Annotated in this window: 14 protein-coding genes; 4 read left to right on the top strand and 10 right to left on the bottom strand. The window is 67.0% G+C overall.

Features of this window, described 5'->3' with window-relative positions:
* The first annotated feature begins 5 nt into the window (after nt 1-5).
* Genes cyoB through cyoE form a run of 4 tightly spaced genes read left to right on the top strand, consistent with a single transcriptional unit; the run spans nt 6 to nt 3,923 of the window.
* Nucleotides 6-2,048 carry a cytochrome o ubiquinol oxidase subunit I gene (cyoB, locus tag JC616_RS18855; protein ID WP_107800428.1) on the top strand — a complete coding sequence of 681 codons (2,043 nt, stop codon included), beginning with the start codon at nt 6-8 and terminating at the stop codon, nt 2,046-2,048.
* A gap of 15 nt (nt 2,049-2,063) precedes the next feature.
* Nucleotides 2,064-2,678 carry a cytochrome o ubiquinol oxidase subunit III gene (gene cyoC, locus JC616_RS18850; RefSeq protein ID WP_166452675.1) on the top strand — a complete coding sequence of 205 codons (615 nt, stop codon included), beginning with the start codon at nt 2,064-2,066 and terminating at the stop codon, nt 2,676-2,678.
* Nucleotides 2,675-2,995, top strand: coding sequence for a cytochrome o ubiquinol oxidase subunit IV (gene cyoD / locus JC616_RS18845; protein WP_227104785.1), 321 nt, complete (start codon nt 2,675-2,677; stop codon nt 2,993-2,995). The genes cyoC and cyoD overlap by 4 nt, the downstream gene beginning before the upstream one ends.
* 22 nt (nt 2,996-3,017) lie before the next feature.
* Nucleotides 3,018-3,923: a heme o synthase gene (gene cyoE, locus JC616_RS18840; RefSeq protein WP_227104783.1), complete on the top strand. Its 906-nt coding sequence runs from the start codon at nt 3,018-3,020 to the stop codon at nt 3,921-3,923.
* A gap of 71 nt (nt 3,924-3,994) precedes the next feature.
* Here the strand turns inward: cyoE and JC616_RS18835 are convergent, their stop codons facing one another.
* The 10 genes from JC616_RS18835 to JC616_RS18790 all read right to left on the bottom strand — a co-directional run bounded on the left by JC616_RS18835 (nt 3,995) and on the right by JC616_RS18790 (nt 16,991).
* Complete coding sequence (locus JC616_RS18835; RefSeq protein WP_227104781.1) at nt 3,995-5,959, bottom strand: acetyl/propionyl/methylcrotonyl-CoA carboxylase subunit alpha; 1,965 nt, start codon at nt 5,957-5,959, stop codon at nt 3,995-3,997.
* A gap of 5 nt (nt 5,960-5,964) precedes the next feature.
* On the bottom strand, nt 5,965-7,569 hold the full coding sequence (locus JC616_RS18830) for a carboxyl transferase domain-containing protein (RefSeq protein ID WP_227104779.1): 1,605 nt from the start codon (nt 7,567-7,569) through the stop codon (nt 5,965-5,967).
* Nucleotides 7,570-7,586: 17 nt separating this feature from the next.
* Entirely contained in the window at nt 7,587-8,798 is a 1,212-nt protein-coding gene (locus tag JC616_RS18825; protein WP_227104777.1) for an MFS transporter, read from the bottom strand.
* Nucleotides 8,791-10,002 carry an 8-amino-7-oxononanoate synthase family protein gene (locus JC616_RS18820; protein WP_227104775.1) on the bottom strand — a complete coding sequence of 404 codons (1,212 nt, stop codon included), beginning with the start codon at nt 10,000-10,002 and terminating at the stop codon, nt 8,791-8,793. The genes JC616_RS18825 and JC616_RS18820 overlap by 8 nt, the downstream gene beginning before the upstream one ends.
* Nucleotides 10,003-10,054: 52 nt before the next feature.
* Entirely contained in the window at nt 10,055-11,257 is a 1,203-nt protein-coding gene (pcaF, locus tag JC616_RS18815) for a 3-oxoadipyl-CoA thiolase (protein ID WP_227104773.1), read from the bottom strand.
* 12 nt (nt 11,258-11,269) lie between these two features.
* Nucleotides 11,270-11,938, bottom strand: coding sequence for an alpha/beta hydrolase (locus JC616_RS18810; protein WP_227104771.1), 669 nt, complete (start codon nt 11,936-11,938; stop codon nt 11,270-11,272).
* A 12-nt stretch (nt 11,939-11,950) separates the two neighbouring features.
* Complete coding sequence (locus JC616_RS18805; protein WP_048415426.1) at nt 11,951-12,772, bottom strand: BKACE family enzyme; 822 nt, start codon at nt 12,770-12,772, stop codon at nt 11,951-11,953.
* Between the two features lie 44 nt (nt 12,773-12,816).
* On the bottom strand, nt 12,817-13,746 hold the full coding sequence (locus tag JC616_RS18800; RefSeq protein WP_107800420.1) for a DMT family transporter: 930 nt from the start codon (nt 13,744-13,746) through the stop codon (nt 12,817-12,819).
* A gap of 208 nt (nt 13,747-13,954) precedes the next feature.
* Complete coding sequence (locus tag JC616_RS18795; RefSeq protein WP_199225921.1) at nt 13,955-14,716, bottom strand: AraC family transcriptional regulator; 762 nt, start codon at nt 14,714-14,716, stop codon at nt 13,955-13,957.
* A 247-nt stretch (nt 14,717-14,963) separates the two neighbouring features.
* Nucleotides 14,964-16,991, bottom strand: coding sequence for a glycoside hydrolase family 3 protein (locus JC616_RS18790; RefSeq protein ID WP_227104769.1), 2,028 nt, complete (start codon nt 16,989-16,991; stop codon nt 14,964-14,966).
* Between the last annotated feature and the right edge of the window lie 9 nt (nt 16,992-17,000).

Here is a 17,000-nt window from a genome sequence, read left to right as displayed (position 1 = left end):
AAGACATGCTGTTAGGCAAACTTACGCTGGACGCCATCCCCTTCCACGAGCCCATTGTGATGGGCGCGCTGGGCGGCGTCGGCCTGATCGGGCTGATGCTGGTGGCCCTGATCTCCAAAATGGGCAAATGGGGCTATCTGTGGCATGAGTGGCTGACTTCGGTCGACCACAAGAAGATCGGCGTGATGTACATCATCGTCGCCATGATCATGCTGCTGCGCGGCTTCGCCGACGCGCTGATGATGCGCGCGCAATTGGCCATCGCCACCGGCGGCAGCCACGGCGTGCTGCCGCCGGATCACTACGATCAGATCTTCACCGCCCACGGCGTGATCATGATCATCTTCATGGCGATGCCGTTCATGACTGGCCTGATGAACATCGTGGTGCCGCTGCAGATCGGCGCGCGCGACGTGGCCTTCCCCTTCCTGAACTCGCTGAGCTTCTGGCTGCTGGTGGCGGCGGTGATCCTGGTCAACCTGTCGCTGGGCGTGGGCAATTTCGCCCGCACCGGCTGGGTGGCCTATCCGCCCTTGGCCGGCATCGCCTTCAGTCCGGACGTGGGGGTGGATTACTACACCTGGGCCTTGCAGATATCAGGGATAGGGACGACGCTGACGGCGATCAACTTCCTGGTCACCGTGATCAAGATGCGCGCCCCCGGCATGAAGCTGATGGACATGCCCATCTTCACCTGGACCTGCACCTGGGCCAATGTGCTGATCGCCAGCTCCTTCCCCATCCTGACCGGCGCGCTGGCCATGCTGAGCCTGGACCGCTATCTGGACTTCCATTTCTTCACCGCGGAAGCCGGCGGCAACGCGATGATGTATCTGAACCTGTTCTGGGCCTGGGGCCATCCGGAGGTGTACATCCTGGTGCTGCCCGCCTTCGGCATTTTCTCCGAGGTGGTGTCCACCTTCACCGGCAAGCGCCTGTTCGGCCATAAGTCCATGATCTACGCCAGCGGCGCGATCTCCATCCTGGGCTTCATGGTGTGGCTGCATCACTTCTTCACCATGGGTTCCGGCGCCAGCGTCAACGCTTTCTTCGGCATCGCCACCATGATCATTTCGATCCCGACCGGGGTGAAACTGTTCAACTGGCTGTTCACCATTTACCGCGGCCGCCTGCGCTTTGAAACCCCCATCCTGTGGACGCTGGGCTTCATGGTCACCTTCTCCATCGGCGGCATGACCGGCGTGCTGATGGCGGTGCCGGGCGCGGACTTCGTGCTGCACAACAGCCTGTTCCTGATCGCCCACTTCCACAACACCATCATCGGCGGCGCGGTGTTCGGCTATCTGGCCGGCGTCACCTTCTGGTTCCCGAAAGTGTTCGGCTTCAAGCTGAACCCGAAACTGGGCAAGGCCTCGTTCTGGTTCTGGCAGATCGGCTTCATGTTCGCCTTCATGCCGCTGTATGTGCTGGGCTTCCTCGGCATGACCCGCCGCCTGAACTACACCACCAACCCGGAATGGGAGCCGTGGCTGTACCTGGCGCTGTTCGGCGCGCTGTTGATCGCCTGCGGCATCGCCTGCCAGTTGCTGCAGATCGTGGTCAGCATCCGCGACCGCAAGAAGCTGGCCGACGTCAGCGGCGACCCGTGGAACGGCCATACCCTGGAATGGTCCACCTCGTCGCCGGCGCCGTTCTACAACTTCGCCAAGCTGCCGGTGGTGCATGACATCGACGCCTTCACCGACATGAAGGAAAAGGGCGTGGCCTACGCGGTGCCCAAGTCCTACGAGCCCATCCACATGCCGAAGAACACCGCGATGGGCGTCTATATCGGCGGCTTCACCACGGTGTTGGGCTTCGCCCTGATCTGGCATATCTGGTGGCTGGCCATCGTCGGCCTGGTGGGCATCGTCGGCTGCATGCTGGCGCGCGCCTACGACAACGATCTGGACTACTACGTGCAGCCGGAGGAAGTGGAAGCCATCGAGCGCGAGCGTTTCGAAAAACTGGGCATCGATGTGGACAACTACACCGAGCGCGACCCGGCCCAGCCGCACAAGGCGGCGCGTCCGACCACCACCGCGTAACAGGTTGAATCCGACATGACGACTTATGTAAAAGACGCGCACGAAGCGCACGACGACCACGAGCACCACGACAGCGGTTCGCAAACCGTGTTGGGCTTCTGGTTCTACCTGATGACCGACTGCATCCTGTTCGCCAGCGCGTTCGCGGCTTACGCCGTGCTGTTCCGCAATGTGGCGGAAGGCGTGTCCGGCAAGGAGATCTTCGATCTGCAATACGTGCTGGTGGAGACCGCGGCGCTGCTGCTGTCTTCCATCACCTACGGCTTTGCGATGATCGCCGGTCAGAAGGGCAATAAATCCGCGGTGCTGGGCTGGCTGGGCATGACCTTCCTGTTCGGCGCCGCCTTCATCGGCCTGGAAATCAACGAATTCCACCACCTGATCTCCGAGGGCCACGGCCCGCAGGTCAGCGCCTTCCTGTCGGCCTTCTTCGGCCTGGTGGGCCTGCACGGCCTGCACGTGACCGCCGGCCTGATCTGGATGGCGGTGATGATGGTGGAAGTGGCCAAGACCGGCCTGACCGGCCGCGCGATGACGCGTCTGAACTGCCTGTCGCTGTTCTGGCACTTCCTCGACATCGTGTGGATCTGCGTGTTCACCGTCGTCTACCTGAAAGGAGCCATGGGATGAGCCAGGCACATCAACACGCCGCCCACGGCAGCGTGAAAAGCTATCTGATCGGCTTCCTGCTGTCGGTGGTGCTCACCGCCATTCCGTTCTGGATGGTGATGGGCGGCGCCTTCACGCCGCAGGCGACGGCCATCGGCATCTTCGCGCTGGCGGTGGTGCAGATCGTGGTGCATCTGAAGTATTTCCTGCATCTGGACTTCAGCAAGGAGGGCAAGCTCAATACCTTCTCCTTCCTGTTCACCGGCATGGTCATCGTGCTGCTGGTCGGGCTGTCGATCTGGATCATCTACACCGCCGACGCGCTGATGATGCGCTGAGGCGGGTTTGAGAGAGACCGTCTTGACATTCAAGCGCTATCTGCAGGTGACCAAGCCGGGCATCATCTTCGGCAACCTGATCTCGGCCGTCGGCGGTTTTCTGCTGGCGGCCCAGGGCCGGGTTGACTGGAGCTTGCTGCTGGCCACCCTGGCCGGCCTCTCGCTGGTGGTGGCGTCCGGCTGCGCGATCAACAACTGCATCGACCGGGACATCGACGCCAAGATGGCCCGCACCCGCAAGCGGGTGCTGGTCACCGGCGCGATGAGCGCGCGGGCGGCGCTGGCCCACGGCCTGCTGCTCGGCCTGGCCGGCTTCTACGCGCTGTGGCGCTGGACCAATCCGCTGGCCTTCGGCTGCGTGCTGTTCGGCTTCGTCATCTATGTGGGGGTGTACAGCCTCTATATGAAGCGCCATTCGGTGTACGGCACCCTGGTGGGCAGCTTGTCCGGCGCGGTGCCGCCGGTGGCCGGCTATTGCGCGGTGACCGGCCGTTTCGACGCCGGCGCGGCCATCCTGCTGCTGATGTTCTGTCTGTGGCAGATGCCGCATTCCTACGCCATCGCCATCTTCCGCCTGCAGGATTACCAGGCGGCGGGGATTCCGGTGCTGCCGGTGGTCAAGGGCATTTCCAGCGCCAAGCGCCAGATCGTGCTCTACATCCTGGCCTTCGGCGCCGCCACCGCGATGCTGGCCTTCGGCGGCTACGCCGGCTACGGCTATCTGGCGGTGGCCGGGGCCACCAGCCTGTGGTGGCTGAAGATGGCCTTGTCCGGCTACAAGCGCAGCATCGACGACCGCGTCTGGGCGCGTCAGCTGTTCTTCTTTTCCATCATCACCATCACCGCGCTGTCGGTGATGATGGCGGTGGATTTCCGGCAGCCGGAGCGGCAGCAACTGGCCGGTTTGAGCGCGTCCGCGCAGTCCTGAACGCCAGCAAGCCAAGACAAAGCGCGGGCCGTGGCCCGCGCTTTTTTCATGGTTGAGCGGCTAGAGCGCGATCAAACGTCGTCGGCCGCGACGCTGGCCAGCAGCTGGTCGGCGGCGACGATGTCGCCCACCCGGCAGTGCAGCGCGCTGACGACGCCGGCGCGCGGCGCGTAGATGCGGTTTTCCATCTTCATCGCCTCGACGACGGCCATCACCTGATTGGCCTCCACCCGCTCATTGACCGCCACCGGCAGCGCCACCACCGTGCCCGGCATCGGCGAGGCCACCCGCTGGCCGGCGTCGGCGTCCGCCTCGGCGGCTTCCGGCTGCTCCGCCTGCAAGCGCAGGCGATGGCCGGCCACCGTCAACTCCATGTCGTCGCCGCAGGGCAGGGCGCTCCATTGCCGCCCGTCCACCTCGCCGCGCCACAGCTCGCCGTCGCGGCGCAGTTCCACGCGCAGGCTCCGCTCCGCCACCGCCGCGCGGACCTGGGCGCCTGAGCGTTCCAGCAAGCGCGCCTGCCAGCGCGAGGCGCCGGCGCGATAGCTCAGCCGGCCCAAGGGCGCGTCCGGGTCTAGCGCGGCGCGGTCGTGCGGGCCGATGCCGCCCTGCCAGGGCGAGGACGATTCGACGCAGGCCAGGGTCAGTTCGACGGCGGCGGCGCAGGCGACGGCCTCGGCCAGCGGCGCGGCTCCCGGCGCGGCGGCGAGCTGGTCGACCAGATGGGTGTCCAGCTCGCCGGCCCGCACCCGCGGCTCGCGCAGCAGCCGCTCGATGAAGCCCAGATTGGTGCTCAGGCCCGGCAGCGCGGTGTCGCGCGCGGCGGCTTGCAGCGCGTCCAAGGCCGCGGCACGGCTGCCGCCGTGGGCGATCAGCTTGGCCAGCATCGGGTCGTAGAAAGCTGGCACCTCGCCGCCGTCGCCGTCGAAAGCCGCGTCCACGCGGCAGCCTTGCGGCCAGCGCGCCAGCAGCGCCTTGCCCGGCATGGGCGCGAACTCGCGCAGTGGGTCTTCGGCGTAGACCCGGCATTCGATGGCGTGGCCGTCGGCGCGGATCTCCTCCTGGCGCAGCGGCAGGGCTTCGCCGGCGGCGACGCGCAACTGCCACTCCACCAGGTCCAGTCCGGTGACGGCCTCGGTGACCGGGTGCTCCACCTGCAAGCGGGTGTTCACCTCCAGGAAATAGAACTGGCCGTCCGGCGCCAGGATGAATTCAAAAGTGCCGGCGTTTTGGTAGCCGATGGCCGCCGCGCCGCGCACCGCGGTGTCCAGCAGCGCGGCGCGGGTGGCGGCCGGCATCGCGCAGGCCGGGGCCTCCTCGATGATTTTCTGATGACGGCGCTGCAAGGAGCATTCGCGTTCGAACAGATGCGCCACATTGCCGTGGCGGTCGCCGAACACCTGCACTTCCAGATGGCGCGGCCGCGCGATATAGCGCTCCACCAGCAAGCGGCCGTCGCCGAAGCTGGAGCGGCCGACGCGCACCGCGGCGTCCACCGCCTCGCGCAGCGCGGCTTCTTCCCACACCACTTGCATGCCCTTGCCGCCGCCGCCGGCCACCGGCTTGAGAATGACCGGATAGCCGATCTCGGCGCAGCTCTCCAGGATCAGTCCGTAGGACTCGGTGGCTTCCGCCGAGCCCGGCGTCACCGGCACGCCCGCCGCCGCCATCAATTGGCGCGCGCGCGCCTTGTCGCCCATCTGGGCGATGGTGTCGGCGTCGGGGCCGATGAAGACCAGGCCCGCGGCGGTCACCGCGCGGGCGAAGTCGGCGTTTTCCGACAGGAAGCCGTAACCGGGATGGATGGCCTCGCAGCCGCTGTCCAGCGCCGCGGCGATGATGGCCTCGCCGTTCAGATAACTGGCGCTGGCCGGGGCCTCGCCTATCCAGCGCCGCTCCGCGGCCCCTTCCAGGTGCGCGGCGCCGGCGTCGGCCGTGGAGTAGACGGCGACATGCTCGATGCCGAGCCGCCGGCAGCTGCGGGCGATGCGGCGCGCGATCTCGCCGCGGTTGGCGATCAAAATTCGTTTGAACATGGTGTTTACATCCTGAATACGCCGAAGCGGGTGTCTTGGACCGGGGCGGCGGCGGCCAGCGCCAGGCTGAGCGCCAGCCATTCTCGGGTCTGGGCCGGGTCGACGATGGCGTCCACCCACATGCGGGCCGCCACGTACAGCGCCTGGCCCTGGCGCTCGTAGGCGTCGCGGATCGGCCGTTTGAAGCTTTCCTCTTCTTCCGGCGTCCAGGCCTTGCCCTGTTTTTCCAATTGCTCGGCGCGGATCAGCGCCAGCACCGTCGCCGCCTGTTCGCCGCCCACCACCGTGGTCTTGGCGTTGGGCCACATCGCCATCAACTGCGGGCCGATGGCGCGGCCGCACATGGCCAGATTGCCGGCGCCGTAGCTGCCGCCGATCAGGATGCTGAACTTGGGCACGCGGGCGCAGGAGGCGGCGTTGACCATCTTGGCCCCGTGTTTGGCGATGCCGCCGGCCTCGTATTCCGCGCCCACCATGAAGCCGTTGATATTGTGCAGGAACAGCAGCGGAATGCCGCGTTGGGCGCAGAGTTCGATGAAGTTGGCCGCTTTTTGCGCGCTTTCCGAGAACAGCACGCCGTCGTTGATCAGCACGCCCACCGGATAGCCGCCGATGTGGCCGGTGCCGCACAGAATGGTGGCGCCGAAACGGGCGCGGTATTCGGCGAAGGCGGAGTCGTCCAGCAGCCGGGCCAGGATTTCCCGCGCCGGAATATGCTCGCGCGGGTTGGCGCTGACGATGCCGGCCAGTTCCGCCGGATCGTAACGCGGCGGCCGCGGCGCTTGCGGCGGCGCGTACTGCCGGCCGCGGCCGCGGCGCGCGACGATGTCCCGCATCAGCCGCAGCGCGTGTTCGTCGCTGAGCGCGTAGTGATCCGCCACCCCGCTGTCGCGGGCGTGCACATCGGCGCCGCCCAGGGTTTCCGCGTCCACGATCACGCCGGTGGCGGCGCGCACCAGTTGCGGGCCGCCCAGGAAGATGGAGCCGTTGCCGCGCACGATGATGGTTTCGTCGCTCATCGCCGGGATGTAGGCGCCGCCGGCGGTGCAAGAGCCGAGCACCGCCGAGATCTGCGGCAGGCCCAGCGCCGACATCTCGGCGATATTGCGGAAGATGCGGCCGAAGTGCTGCTCGTCCGGGAAGATGTCTTCCTGCAAGGGCAGGTAGACTCCGCCGGAATCCACCAGATAGAGGCAGGGCAGGCCTTGTTCACGGGCGATCTGCTGGGTGCGCAGATGCTTGCGCAGCGTCAGCGGGTAATAAGTGCCGCCCTTGACCGAGGCGTCGTTGGCGAACACCGCCACCGCGTGGCCGGCGACGATGCCGATGCCGGTGACGATGCCGGCGCAGGGCACCGCGTGCTCGTACACGTCGTGGGCGGCCAGTTGGCCGATCTCCAGAAAGGGCGTGCCGGGGTCCAGCAGCAGGGATAGGCGTTCGCGCGGGGACAGCTTGCCCTTGGCCGCTTGCTTGGCGCGCGCCTCCGGGCCGCCGCCTTGCAAGGCGGCGTCGCGGGCGGCGGCGATGCGCTCGCGCAGCTGGCGGTAGGCTTCGGCGTTGCGTTCAAACGTCTCGCCGGAGGCGGGAACGCGGGATTCGATACGGGACATGGAAGAGCTTCCTCGATTCAGGCGGCGCGCGCGCGCACCTTGAACAGCACTTGCGACAGGGTCAACAGGCCCAGGGCGGCCACCGCCAACGTCCAGGCGCCGTCGTGATGCAGCAGCACCGAGACGGTGGCGGCGATGCCGGCCAGCCCCTGCTGCAGGAAGCCGCACAGCGCCATCGCGTGCGCGCCGTGCTCCTTGGCGTCGCTGACGGCGGTGGCCATGCTGTTGGGGAACAGCACCGCCTGGCCGAAAATGGTCAGGCAGTAGAGGCCGATGAACAGCCACAGGCCGGGCAGACGCTCCAGCAGGCCCAAGTGCCAGCCCAGCAGCATGGCCAGCGTGGCCGCGGCCAGCAGCGCCGCGCCGGCGCGCATCAGGCGCAGCCCGCCCACGCGGGCCACCAGGCGGTTCACCACCATGGCGCCGCTGAAATAGGACAGGCCGATCAACAGTCCGACGTTGCCGAAGCCGGCCACCGCCAGGCCGAAGTGCTCCTGAAACACGAAGGGGCTGACCTCTTGCAAGGTCACCGTGGTGGCGAAGCCCAGGCCGCCGGCGCAGGCCGGCCACAGAAAACCGGGCCGGCGCAGAATGCCCCAGTACGGGCTGGGGCCGGAGGCCGCGGCGGCCGGGCGGCCGGCTTGCAGCGGCAGGCCCATGGTCAGCAGCGCCGCCACGGCGCCGGTGACCGCCATCAAGGCGAAGCCGGCTTCCCAATGACTGTATTTGCCGATCAGGCCGCCGATGAACTGGCCGCCGCCCAGCGCGGTGATGAAGGCGACGGAGAGCACGGACAATTTGCGCGCCAGATCGTCGCCGCGCCAGTGATCGCGCACGATGATGCGGGCGATGATGGCCGCGCCGCCGCCGGCGATGCCCTGCGCCACGCGCAGCGTCAGCAGCTCCGCGGCGTTGGACACGAAGGCGAGCAGCAGGCTGCAGACCACGAACAGCGCCAGCGAAATCAGCAGCGGCCCACGCCGGCCCCAGCGGTCGGCCGCCGAGCCCCAGAACAGCACCGGCAAGGCCGCGCCCACCACATAGCCGGAAATCGACATCTCCACCAGGCTCTGGCTCATCGCCAGCTCCCGCATCACCGCCGGCAGCGAGGGCAGATACACGGTGGTGGCCATCTGCGCCATGAACACGATCAGGCAGGCCAGCGCCATCAGCCGGCCGGCCGGCCGCGCCAGCGCCGCGGGCGGCGCGGTCAGGGTTTTCTCATTCATGGGCGGCTCGCAACTGATTGAGGCAGGCGGCGAAGCGTTCGATCTCCTGCGTCGTCATATTGGCGCGGATCATGATGCGCAGGCCGGCGCGGCCCTTGGCGATCACCGGGAAGAAGATGGGCGAGGTGTAGAAACCGTCTTCCAGCAAGCTCTTGGCGTAGAAGATGGTGTTTTCCTCCGAGCCGATGGAGACGAAGCGGATGGGCAGCGGCTCGCCGCTATTGTCCGAGGCCACGTGCTGGTCGAACAGGCGGATATTGTCCTGCAGCCGTTGTTGCAGACGCGGCAGCTCCTCGGAGCGGTGAATGGCCGCCGACTGGATGATGGCGCCCAGGCCGGCGGTGTTGATGCGTTGCGACCAGGTCACCGGCCCGCCGAAGCGGGTGGCCAGCTTGCGGCGCTGGGCGTCGTGGCGCGGACCCAGGAAGATGGCGCCGCCGGACGCGCCGAAGCCCTTGTTCAGCGAGGTGACGATCAAGGTGCGCTCATTGATGCCGCCCATGGTTTCCAGCACCAGGCCGCGGCCGTGGCGGCCCAGCGTGGACAGGCCGTGGGCTTCGTCGAAGAACAGGAACAAACCGTATTTGTCCTGCAACGCCAGCAGCTCCGGCACCGGAGCCATGCCGCCGGTGCTGTAGACCCCGTCGGCGACATAGGCCACGCGCGCATGGGTCTTGCACAGGTCTTCCAGCGCGTTCAGATCGTTGTGGCGTATGGTCTGGATCTCGGCCTCGTCGGCGCAGATCGGCTTCATCATGTTCAGGCAGAAGTGGGCGTTCTTGTCGAACACCATCAAGGGCGGCACGTCTTCGGTCAGCGCGCCGGAGGCCAGCAGGGGCAGGGCGGCCGCGGCGGCGGCGGCGCAGGACGGCACGGTCAGCGTTTCCGCGTCCACCAGCTCCGCCAGCGCGTCCTCCGCCTGCTGCAGGATGTCGAACTGCACCCGGATGCGCGAAATCGAGGTGTTCAACGAGCCGGTGTTCAAGACCGCGTCCGCCGCCGCCTGCAGAATGTCCGGGTGCGAGTCCAGGCCCAGATAGGAATAGGACGACATATTGACGAAGCGCTTGCCGTTGGCCACCGCCTCATGGCGGCCGTCGCCCAGGTTGCGGGTGACGATATTGGCCATGCCGGCCTGGGTGGTGATGTCCCAGAAGCTGTTGCTCAACTGGATGGCTTTTTTGATATTGGCGTGTTGATGCATGTTTCCCCCCTCGTATGGTTTGACGGCGGCCGTCAAGGCCGCCTCGTCCGGCCTATACCCGTTCCAGAATCAGCGCCAGGCCCTGTCCCACGCCCACGCACATGGTGCACAGCGCGTAGCGCTTGCCGCCGGCCTGCAACTGCGCGGCGGCGGTCAGCGCCAGCCGGCTGCCGCTCATGCCCAGCGGGTGGCCCAGCGCGATGGCGCCGCCCTTGGGGTTCACGCGTTCGCAATCGTCGGGCAGGCCCAGCGCGCGGGTGACCGCCAGCGCCTGGGCGGCGAAGGCTTCGTTCAGTTCGATGACGTCGATGTCCTCGATGCCGAGGCCGGCCTGGCGCAGCGCCTTGCGGCTGGCCTCGATCGGGCCCGCGCCCATGATGCGCGGCGCGATGCCGGAGCTGGCCGAGGCCAGCACCCGCGCGCGCGGACGCAGGCCGTGGCGTTGCGCCGCCGCGGCCGAGGCGATGATCATCGCCGCCGCGCCGTCGTTGACGCCGGAGGCGTTGCCGGCGGTGATGCTGGACTCCGGGCCGAACAGCGCCTTGAGCTTGGCCAGCTCCTCCAGAGAGGTCTGGCGCGGATGCTCGTCGCGGCTGACGATCAGCGGGTCCTGCTTGCGGCGCGGGATCGTCACCGGGATGATCTCCTCGGCGAAGAAACCGGTTTCCAGCGCGGCGAAGTAACGTTGCTGGCTGCGCAGCGCGAAGGCGTCCTGATCCTGGCGGCTGACGCCGAATTCGCGCGCCACGTTCTCCGCCGTGGCCGGCATGGTGTCCACGCCGTATTGTTTCTCCATCGCCGGATTGACGAAGCGCCAGCCTATGGTGGTGTCGTAGATCTGCATGTCGCGGCCGAAGGCTTTGTCCGATTTCGGCATCACGAAGGGCGCGCGCGACATGGACTCCACGCCGCCGGCGATCAGCAGCTCGGCCTCGCCGGATTTGACGGCGCGCGCCGCCAGCGCCACCGCGTCCAGGCCGGACGCGCACAGGCGGTTCACGGTCAGGCCCGGGACGCTCTCCGGATAGCCGGCCAGCAGCAGGCTCATGCGGGCCACGTTGCGGTTGTCCTCGCCGGCCTGGTTGGCGCAGCCCAGGATCACTTCGTCTATCGCCGCCGGGTCCAGGCCCGGATTGCGCTCCAGCAGCGCGCGCAGCGGCGCCGCGGCCAGATCGTCGGCGCGCACGCTGGACAAGGCGCCGCCGAAGCGGCCGATGGGGGTGCGCACGGCGTCGCAGATGAAAGCGTCGGTCATCGCGGTCTCCTCTCAGCTCAAGCTGGTTTGCGGTTGCAACAGCGCGGACAGCAAATCGCGCGCGGCGTCGATCTCGTCGGCGCAAACGTGGTGGGGCATGTCCGGATAAACGCGGAAATCCACCTCGGCGCCGGCGCGGCGGAAGGCCTCGGCGCTGCGTTCGATGCGCTCCAGCGGCATCCAGCTGTCGCTGTCGCTGGTGCCGAAGAAGGCCGGGAAGTCCAGCGCCGCGGACGGCGCGCCCCAGGCCGCCTCGTCGGGGCCGAACAGGCCGCCGGAGAAGGCGATCAGCCCGCCTATCGGGCGTGGGCGGCGATAGATGAACTCGGCGGCCAGGCAAGCACCCTGGGAGAAGCCCATCAGCACGATCCGGCTGTCGGCGAAGCCGTAGCCGCGCAGTTCCTCGATGGTGGCCTCGACGCAGTCCAGCGCCTGGTCCAGCGAGGGCTGATTGCTGTCCAGCGGCGCCATGAAGCTGTGCGGATACCAGGTGCGGTCCTTGGCGATGGGCAGAATGTAGGCGACGTCGGCCAGGCCGATGGCCTCGCCGTTCTTGTAGGCGTCCTGGGCGCTCTGGCGGCGGCCGTGCAGCAGCACCACGGCGAGCTTGGCCTGGTTCAGCGGCGCGCCGTAGATTTCCAGGCCGTGTTCTTTATGCGGATTAGGATCGATCGTGCTCATGTAGTGTGTCCTTTAGTGGATGCCCAGAATTTGCTTGGCTTCGGCGGGGGAGGCGATCTCGCGGCCGACTTCGCCGGCCAGGCGCGCCAGGCGCTCCACCAATTGGGCGTTGTCTCGGGCCAGTTCGCCGTAGCGGTAATAGACGTTGTCTTCCAGGCCGGTGCGCACATGGCCGCCCAGCAGCAGGGTGTGCAGATTGATCGCCAGCTGGTGTTTGCCTATGCCCAGCGCCGACCACACGCTGTCCTGCGGAATGCTTTCGACGAAATGCAGCAGGTTTTTGCAGGTGGCGGCCGCGCCGCCCTGTATGCCCATGGCGAAGCTGAAGCACAGCGGGCCGCTCAGATAGCCGTCTTCCTGCAGTTTCAGCGCCTCGCCGATGATGCCCTGGTGATAGACCTCGATCTCCGGCTTGGCGCGGTATTCGCGGATGTCCAGCGCCAGCGCGCGGGCCAGTTCAGGCGGATTGATGAAGGGCTTGCTGCCGTGGTTGACCGAGCCGCAGTTGAAGGAGGCGATGTCCGGACGGAAGGACAGATGGTTCCAGGCTTCCTTCTTCTCCAGTTGCGGCGGCAGATTGAGGCCGGAGGTGCTCAGATTGATCAGGATGTCGCAGCGCTCGCGGATGCGGCGGACGATATCGCCGTAGATGTCCGCGTCGTAGCTGGGCGTGCCGTCCGGGTTGCGGGCGTGGATGTGGACCACCGAAGCGCCGGCGTTCCAGCATTCATAGGCGGCCTGGGCGATTTCTTCCGGCGAAAACGGCACGCCGGGATGTTTCTGCCGGCTGGTGATGCCGCCGTTGACGGCGGCGGTGATGATGAGTTTTTGCATGGTGGGAACGCTCATGTGAATGAAAGAGGAAAAAGCAGCGGTGTTCAGATCTTGTCGCCGACGGGGGCGGTTTGCGGCTGCGCGGCGGCGTCCGGGCGCTTGGACACCAGATAAATGCCGACGCCGATCAGCACGCCGCCGATCAGCTCATGCAGCGACAGCGAATAGCCGAAGGCGGCGAAGGAAATCAGGGTGGCGAACAGCGGGGACAGAAACAGGAAACCGCTGGTGCGCACCGCGCCGCCCAGGTCCAGCGCCATGAACCACAGCGCCATCGCGCCGGTGGTGGCCGGCAGCGCCAGCCACAGGAAGGCGGCCAGCACCCGCTCGCTGTGAGGCAGTGTCGGGACTTCGCCGCCGGCCCAGGCCAGCAGCGCCAGGCAGGCCGAACCCACCAGCATCTGCCAGAAGGTCAGCGCCCAGACGTTGATCACGATGCGGCTGCCCTTGATCACCAGCGTGGACGCCGCCCAGCAGGCCGCGCCGCACAGCACCAGCGCGTCGCCGGCGCCGAAGCCGTCCAGCTTGTTCAGGCCGATGCAGACGGCGACGCCGAAGAAGGCCAGGACCAGGCCGACGGCGGCCAGAGGGTGGATTTTTTCCTTCAGCGCCAGCCGCGACATCAAGGCCACGATCAGCGGGGTGCAGGCCATCAGAATGGCGGCCTTGGCCGGGGTGGTGCTGCGCAGCCCGATATTGAGAAAGCCCATCGATCCGGCGGTCTGCAACAGGCCGATCAAGGCCAGCACGCCCCAGGGGCGAGGGCGGACGAAGGCGCGCGGATAGCGGAAGCGCTGCCACAGCAGAATGGGCACGATGCCGGCGGCGGCGGCGGTGAAACGCGCCACCGCGGCCCACAAGGGCGGCATTTCCGACAACACGATCTTGGAGGTGGGAAAGGTGGAGCCGAACAGAAAGGTGGCGGCCAGAATCAGCAGCCAATAGCGTTTGGCGTCGTAGTTGGGATGGGACATGGTCACCTGGCCAGACGGCGGTTTCAATAGCCATTTATCATATTGAAACGGTTTGGTTCAGGCTTCTTGCAAGCGGACAATTGCTGCTTCAAAACGGACAATTATGCTGCGCTGCGGCAAAGCCGTGCCGGCGCGCGGGTCCGCGGGGCGGAAAAGAGGCGGTTCAAAGCCTCGCTCTTGTCGGCTGGGCTTTGAACCGCGGATGGGATCAGGAGAAGTACTGGCTGGGGGCCGCGTTCATGATGCGGCGGAACATGGAGGAAAACGCGCCGGGCGTTTCATAACCCAGATCGGAGGCGATCAGGGTCACCGGCTCGCCGGCGCCCAGCCGCGGCAGCGCCGAGATCGCGCACACTTGCTGACGCCAGTACAGATAGGACACGCCCAGCTCCTGCTGGAACAGCCGCGCCAGCGTGCGGCTGGACGCGCCCACCAGTTCCGCCCATTCGTTAAGCCCGCGCCGGTCGCCGGGATTGGCCAGAATCGCCGAGCACACCCGCTGCAAACGCTGATCGCTCAGCGGCGGCAGCGGCAAGGCCGTTTCCCCCGACCATTCGATTTCGTCGATCAGCACGTCCAGCAAACGGCCTTCTTTTTGATCGGCGTGGGGAATGCCGCGCGTGCGCATCAGACGGATGATGAGTTCCCGCATCAGCGGCGAAATGGCGATGGCTTTGGAGTGGCGCGGCAATTGCGCCAGATAGTGCGGGGACTGGATGTACAGGGTGCGCAGCGACACCGTGCCGCGGGCGCGCATGCTGTGCTCCACCGCGGGCGGCATCCAGACGCCGCGCTGCGGCGGCACCAGCCACAGACCGTCGGCGGTGGACAGTTCCATCACGCCGGAAACGGCGAAAATCAGCTGGCCTTCGCGGTGTTGGTGGCGGCCGACTTGATGACCGCTGGGAAAGTCCTTGGACATGCTCCACGCGGCGAAGTCCGGTAGGACGGCGTTGGATTCTATGGCCATGCGCTTGCTTTCTTATTTGAGGGTAGCCCGGTTCCGCGCGGCTTGCGGCCCTGTTGTGCGGGCGTCTTCAGCCGTCGGTTCAGGCTCATGATACTGCAGCGCACAAAATATTCATACAGTATAAATTGTGTCTATTTCAATGCGAATGCCTTGGATCGGCGGAGCCGCCCGCCGCAGGGACAAAAGAAAACACCGCAGCCGGAGGGCCGCGGTGCGCAGGAGGAGGGTTAAGAAGAGCGATGCTTCGTCAGAAGCTCAGCCCAAAACCGCGCGCGTAGCGCAGCGCGCCCGGCTGGCCGTTTTCGTCCAGCGCGTGGATGGCCACCGGCAGCTTGCCGCCGGGCGGGTTCGCGCCCAGCATCACGTCCACCAGCGCCGGCATGGACGGCCCGCGCAGGCCGTTCTCATAGCCGTAGTAGGCGTAGGTGGCCAGCGTGGCGTCGGCCAGATCGTCGTAATTGATCACGTCGTAAGGCGCGCGCAGGGTCACGTGTATCAGCTTCTTGCCTTGCCGCTTGGCGTATTCCATCGCATTGCGCATTTGCTGCGCCTCGCTGAGCGGCGGCGCGGACAGGCTGCGGGCGAAGCGGGTCCGCAGCGCGGGCAGGTCTTCCGCCACATTGAAGACCAGGGAACCGTTGCCGGCGGCCGGCGCCGGCTCGGCCTGCAGGCTGCGCTTCATCCGCGGCGCGATGGCCGGCGCGTTGGGGTCGCCGTTGCGTTCCACCGGGCTGACGCCGGTGGCGAGGGTGCCGATGACGACCACGTCGGCCTGATCGATCGCCTGTTTCTGCGCTTCCCATGGCGTGGCGCTCAGCTTGGCGCCGCTGACCTGGCGATAGCCTTTTTCATCGAAGCGACGGCGCATCGCCTCGGCCTGTTCGCCCCAGGGCGTCAGGATGAAGATGCGCTGGCTGGGCGAGCGCAGCGGCAGCGCCGCGCCCTGATTGCGCAGCAGGGTGATGGATTGCCGGGTGATTTTAGCTTCCACCGCGCGGTGTTCCGCGCCGCCTATGGTGCTCAGCGCCGGCAGCGGTTTGGCCTCGCCGGCCGGGGTGACCTCGTTGCGCAGCTTCATCGCCACGATGCGCCGCGCCGAGCGGTCCAGTTCGGCGCGGTCTATCCGGCCGTCCGCCACCGCGGCGGCCACCTGGTCTATCAATTGACGCAGCCGGCCGGCCTGCGCGGCGGTGCGGAACTCCGTAGGCATCAGCGCGATGTCCACATCGGCCTGGAACACCTTGATCACCGCGTCGGCCTGCTCGAAGAAATCGCTGATGCCCTTCATGTCCAGCGCGTCGGTGACGGTGACGCCCTGATAGCGCATCTCGCCGCGCAGCAGATCGTGCTGGATTTTGCGCGACATCGTCGCCGGCGCGATCATGCGTTCGCCGTTGCGGGCGGTGATTTGGCTGCTGTCCAGCGCCGGGTACTGGATGTGGGCGGTCATGATCATCTCCGGCGGCTGGCCGGAGGCGATGGCCTGGCGGTAGGGCGCCAGATCGATGGCGTAGGCGTCGGCGCGCGACTTGTTCACCACCGGCAGGCCGTAATGGGAGTCGGTGGCGGTGTCGCCGTGCCCGGGGAAGTGCTTGAAGGAGCCGATCACGCCTTGCTCGCGCATGCCCTGCGTCGTGGCCTGCCCCAGCAGGCTGATGGTGGCCGGATCGTCGCCGTAGGCGCGGACATTGATGACCGGATTGAGCGGATTGCTGTTGACGTCCACGTCCGGCGCGAAGTTGACGTTGAAGCCGACGGCGCGGATCTCGGCGGCCAGCACCCGGCCGGAGTCGCGGGCGAGGTTGCTGTCCCGCGTCGCTTCATAGGCGGCGCCCAGCGCCATATTGCCGGGGAAGCTGGTGGCCAGCGGGCGCGGCAGGCGGAAGACATTGCCGCCTTCCTGGTCAGAACCGATCAGCAGGCCGACCGGGCTGTTCTGCGGCCGCGCCCGGCGGATCTGCTCGGATAGACGGCGGGTTTGCTGCAAATCGCTCAGATTGTTGGCGAACAGGATCACGCCGCCGATGGCGTTGTCGCGCAGCGCGCGGCTGGCGGCGTCCGGCAGTTCGGTCATGCCGGCGGTGCAGGCGGGCTGATCGTCCGGGCACCAGTAACGGAAGGCCATCATGATTTTCTGGCCGATCTTCTCGCGAACGCTCATCTGTTCGACGATGCGCGCGGCTTGCTGCTCGACGCTGGGCTGCTCAAGGCAGCCGCTCAGCAGCGCTGGCAACAGCATCAGCGCCGGCAGGCGCAGGGAAAGTGGTTTGGACATGGTTCAACC

It is taken from the genome of Chromobacterium rhizoryzae (assembly GCF_020544465.1).
Classification (GTDB): domain Bacteria; phylum Pseudomonadota; class Gammaproteobacteria; order Burkholderiales; family Chromobacteriaceae; genus Chromobacterium.
This window is presented reverse-complemented; position numbering and strand designations above follow the sequence as displayed.

Coding starts and splice junctions, on each gene's coding strand:
- JC616_RS18810 (WP_227104771.1), bottom strand. CDS start 11,938: ATGAGCACGATCGATCCTAATCCGCATAAAGAACACGGCCTGGAAATC.
- JC616_RS18820 (WP_227104775.1), bottom strand. CDS start 10,002: ATGCATCAACACGCCAATATCAAAAAAGCCATCCAGTTGAGCAACAGC.
- JC616_RS18830 (WP_227104779.1), bottom strand. CDS start 7,569: ATGTCCCGTATCGAATCCCGCGTTCCCGCCTCCGGCGAGACGTTTGAA.
- pcaF (WP_227104773.1), bottom strand. CDS start 11,257: ATGACCGACGCTTTCATCTGCGACGCCGTGCGCACCCCCATCGGCCGC.
- cyoB (WP_107800428.1), top strand. CDS start 6: ATGCTGTTAGGCAAACTTACGCTGGACGCCATCCCCTTCCACGAGCCC.
- JC616_RS18805 (WP_048415426.1), bottom strand. CDS start 12,772: ATGCAAAAACTCATCATCACCGCCGCCGTCAACGGCGGCATCACCAGC.
- JC616_RS18790 (WP_227104769.1), bottom strand. CDS start 16,991: ATGTCCAAACCACTTTCCCTGCGCCTGCCGGCGCTGATGCTGTTGCCA.
- JC616_RS18800 (WP_107800420.1), bottom strand. CDS start 13,746: ATGTCCCATCCCAACTACGACGCCAAACGCTATTGGCTGCTGATTCTG.
- cyoC (WP_166452675.1), top strand. CDS start 2,064: ATGACGACTTATGTAAAAGACGCGCACGAAGCGCACGACGACCACGAG.
- JC616_RS18835 (WP_227104781.1), bottom strand. CDS start 5,959: ATGTTCAAACGAATTTTGATCGCCAACCGCGGCGAGATCGCGCGCCGC.
- JC616_RS18795 (WP_199225921.1), bottom strand. CDS start 14,716: ATGGCCATAGAATCCAACGCCGTCCTACCGGACTTCGCCGCGTGGAGC.
- cyoD (WP_227104785.1), top strand. CDS start 2,675: ATGAGCCAGGCACATCAACACGCCGCCCACGGCAGCGTGAAAAGCTAT.
- JC616_RS18825 (WP_227104777.1), bottom strand. CDS start 8,798: ATGAATGAGAAAACCCTGACCGCGCCGCCCGCGGCGCTGGCGCGGCCG.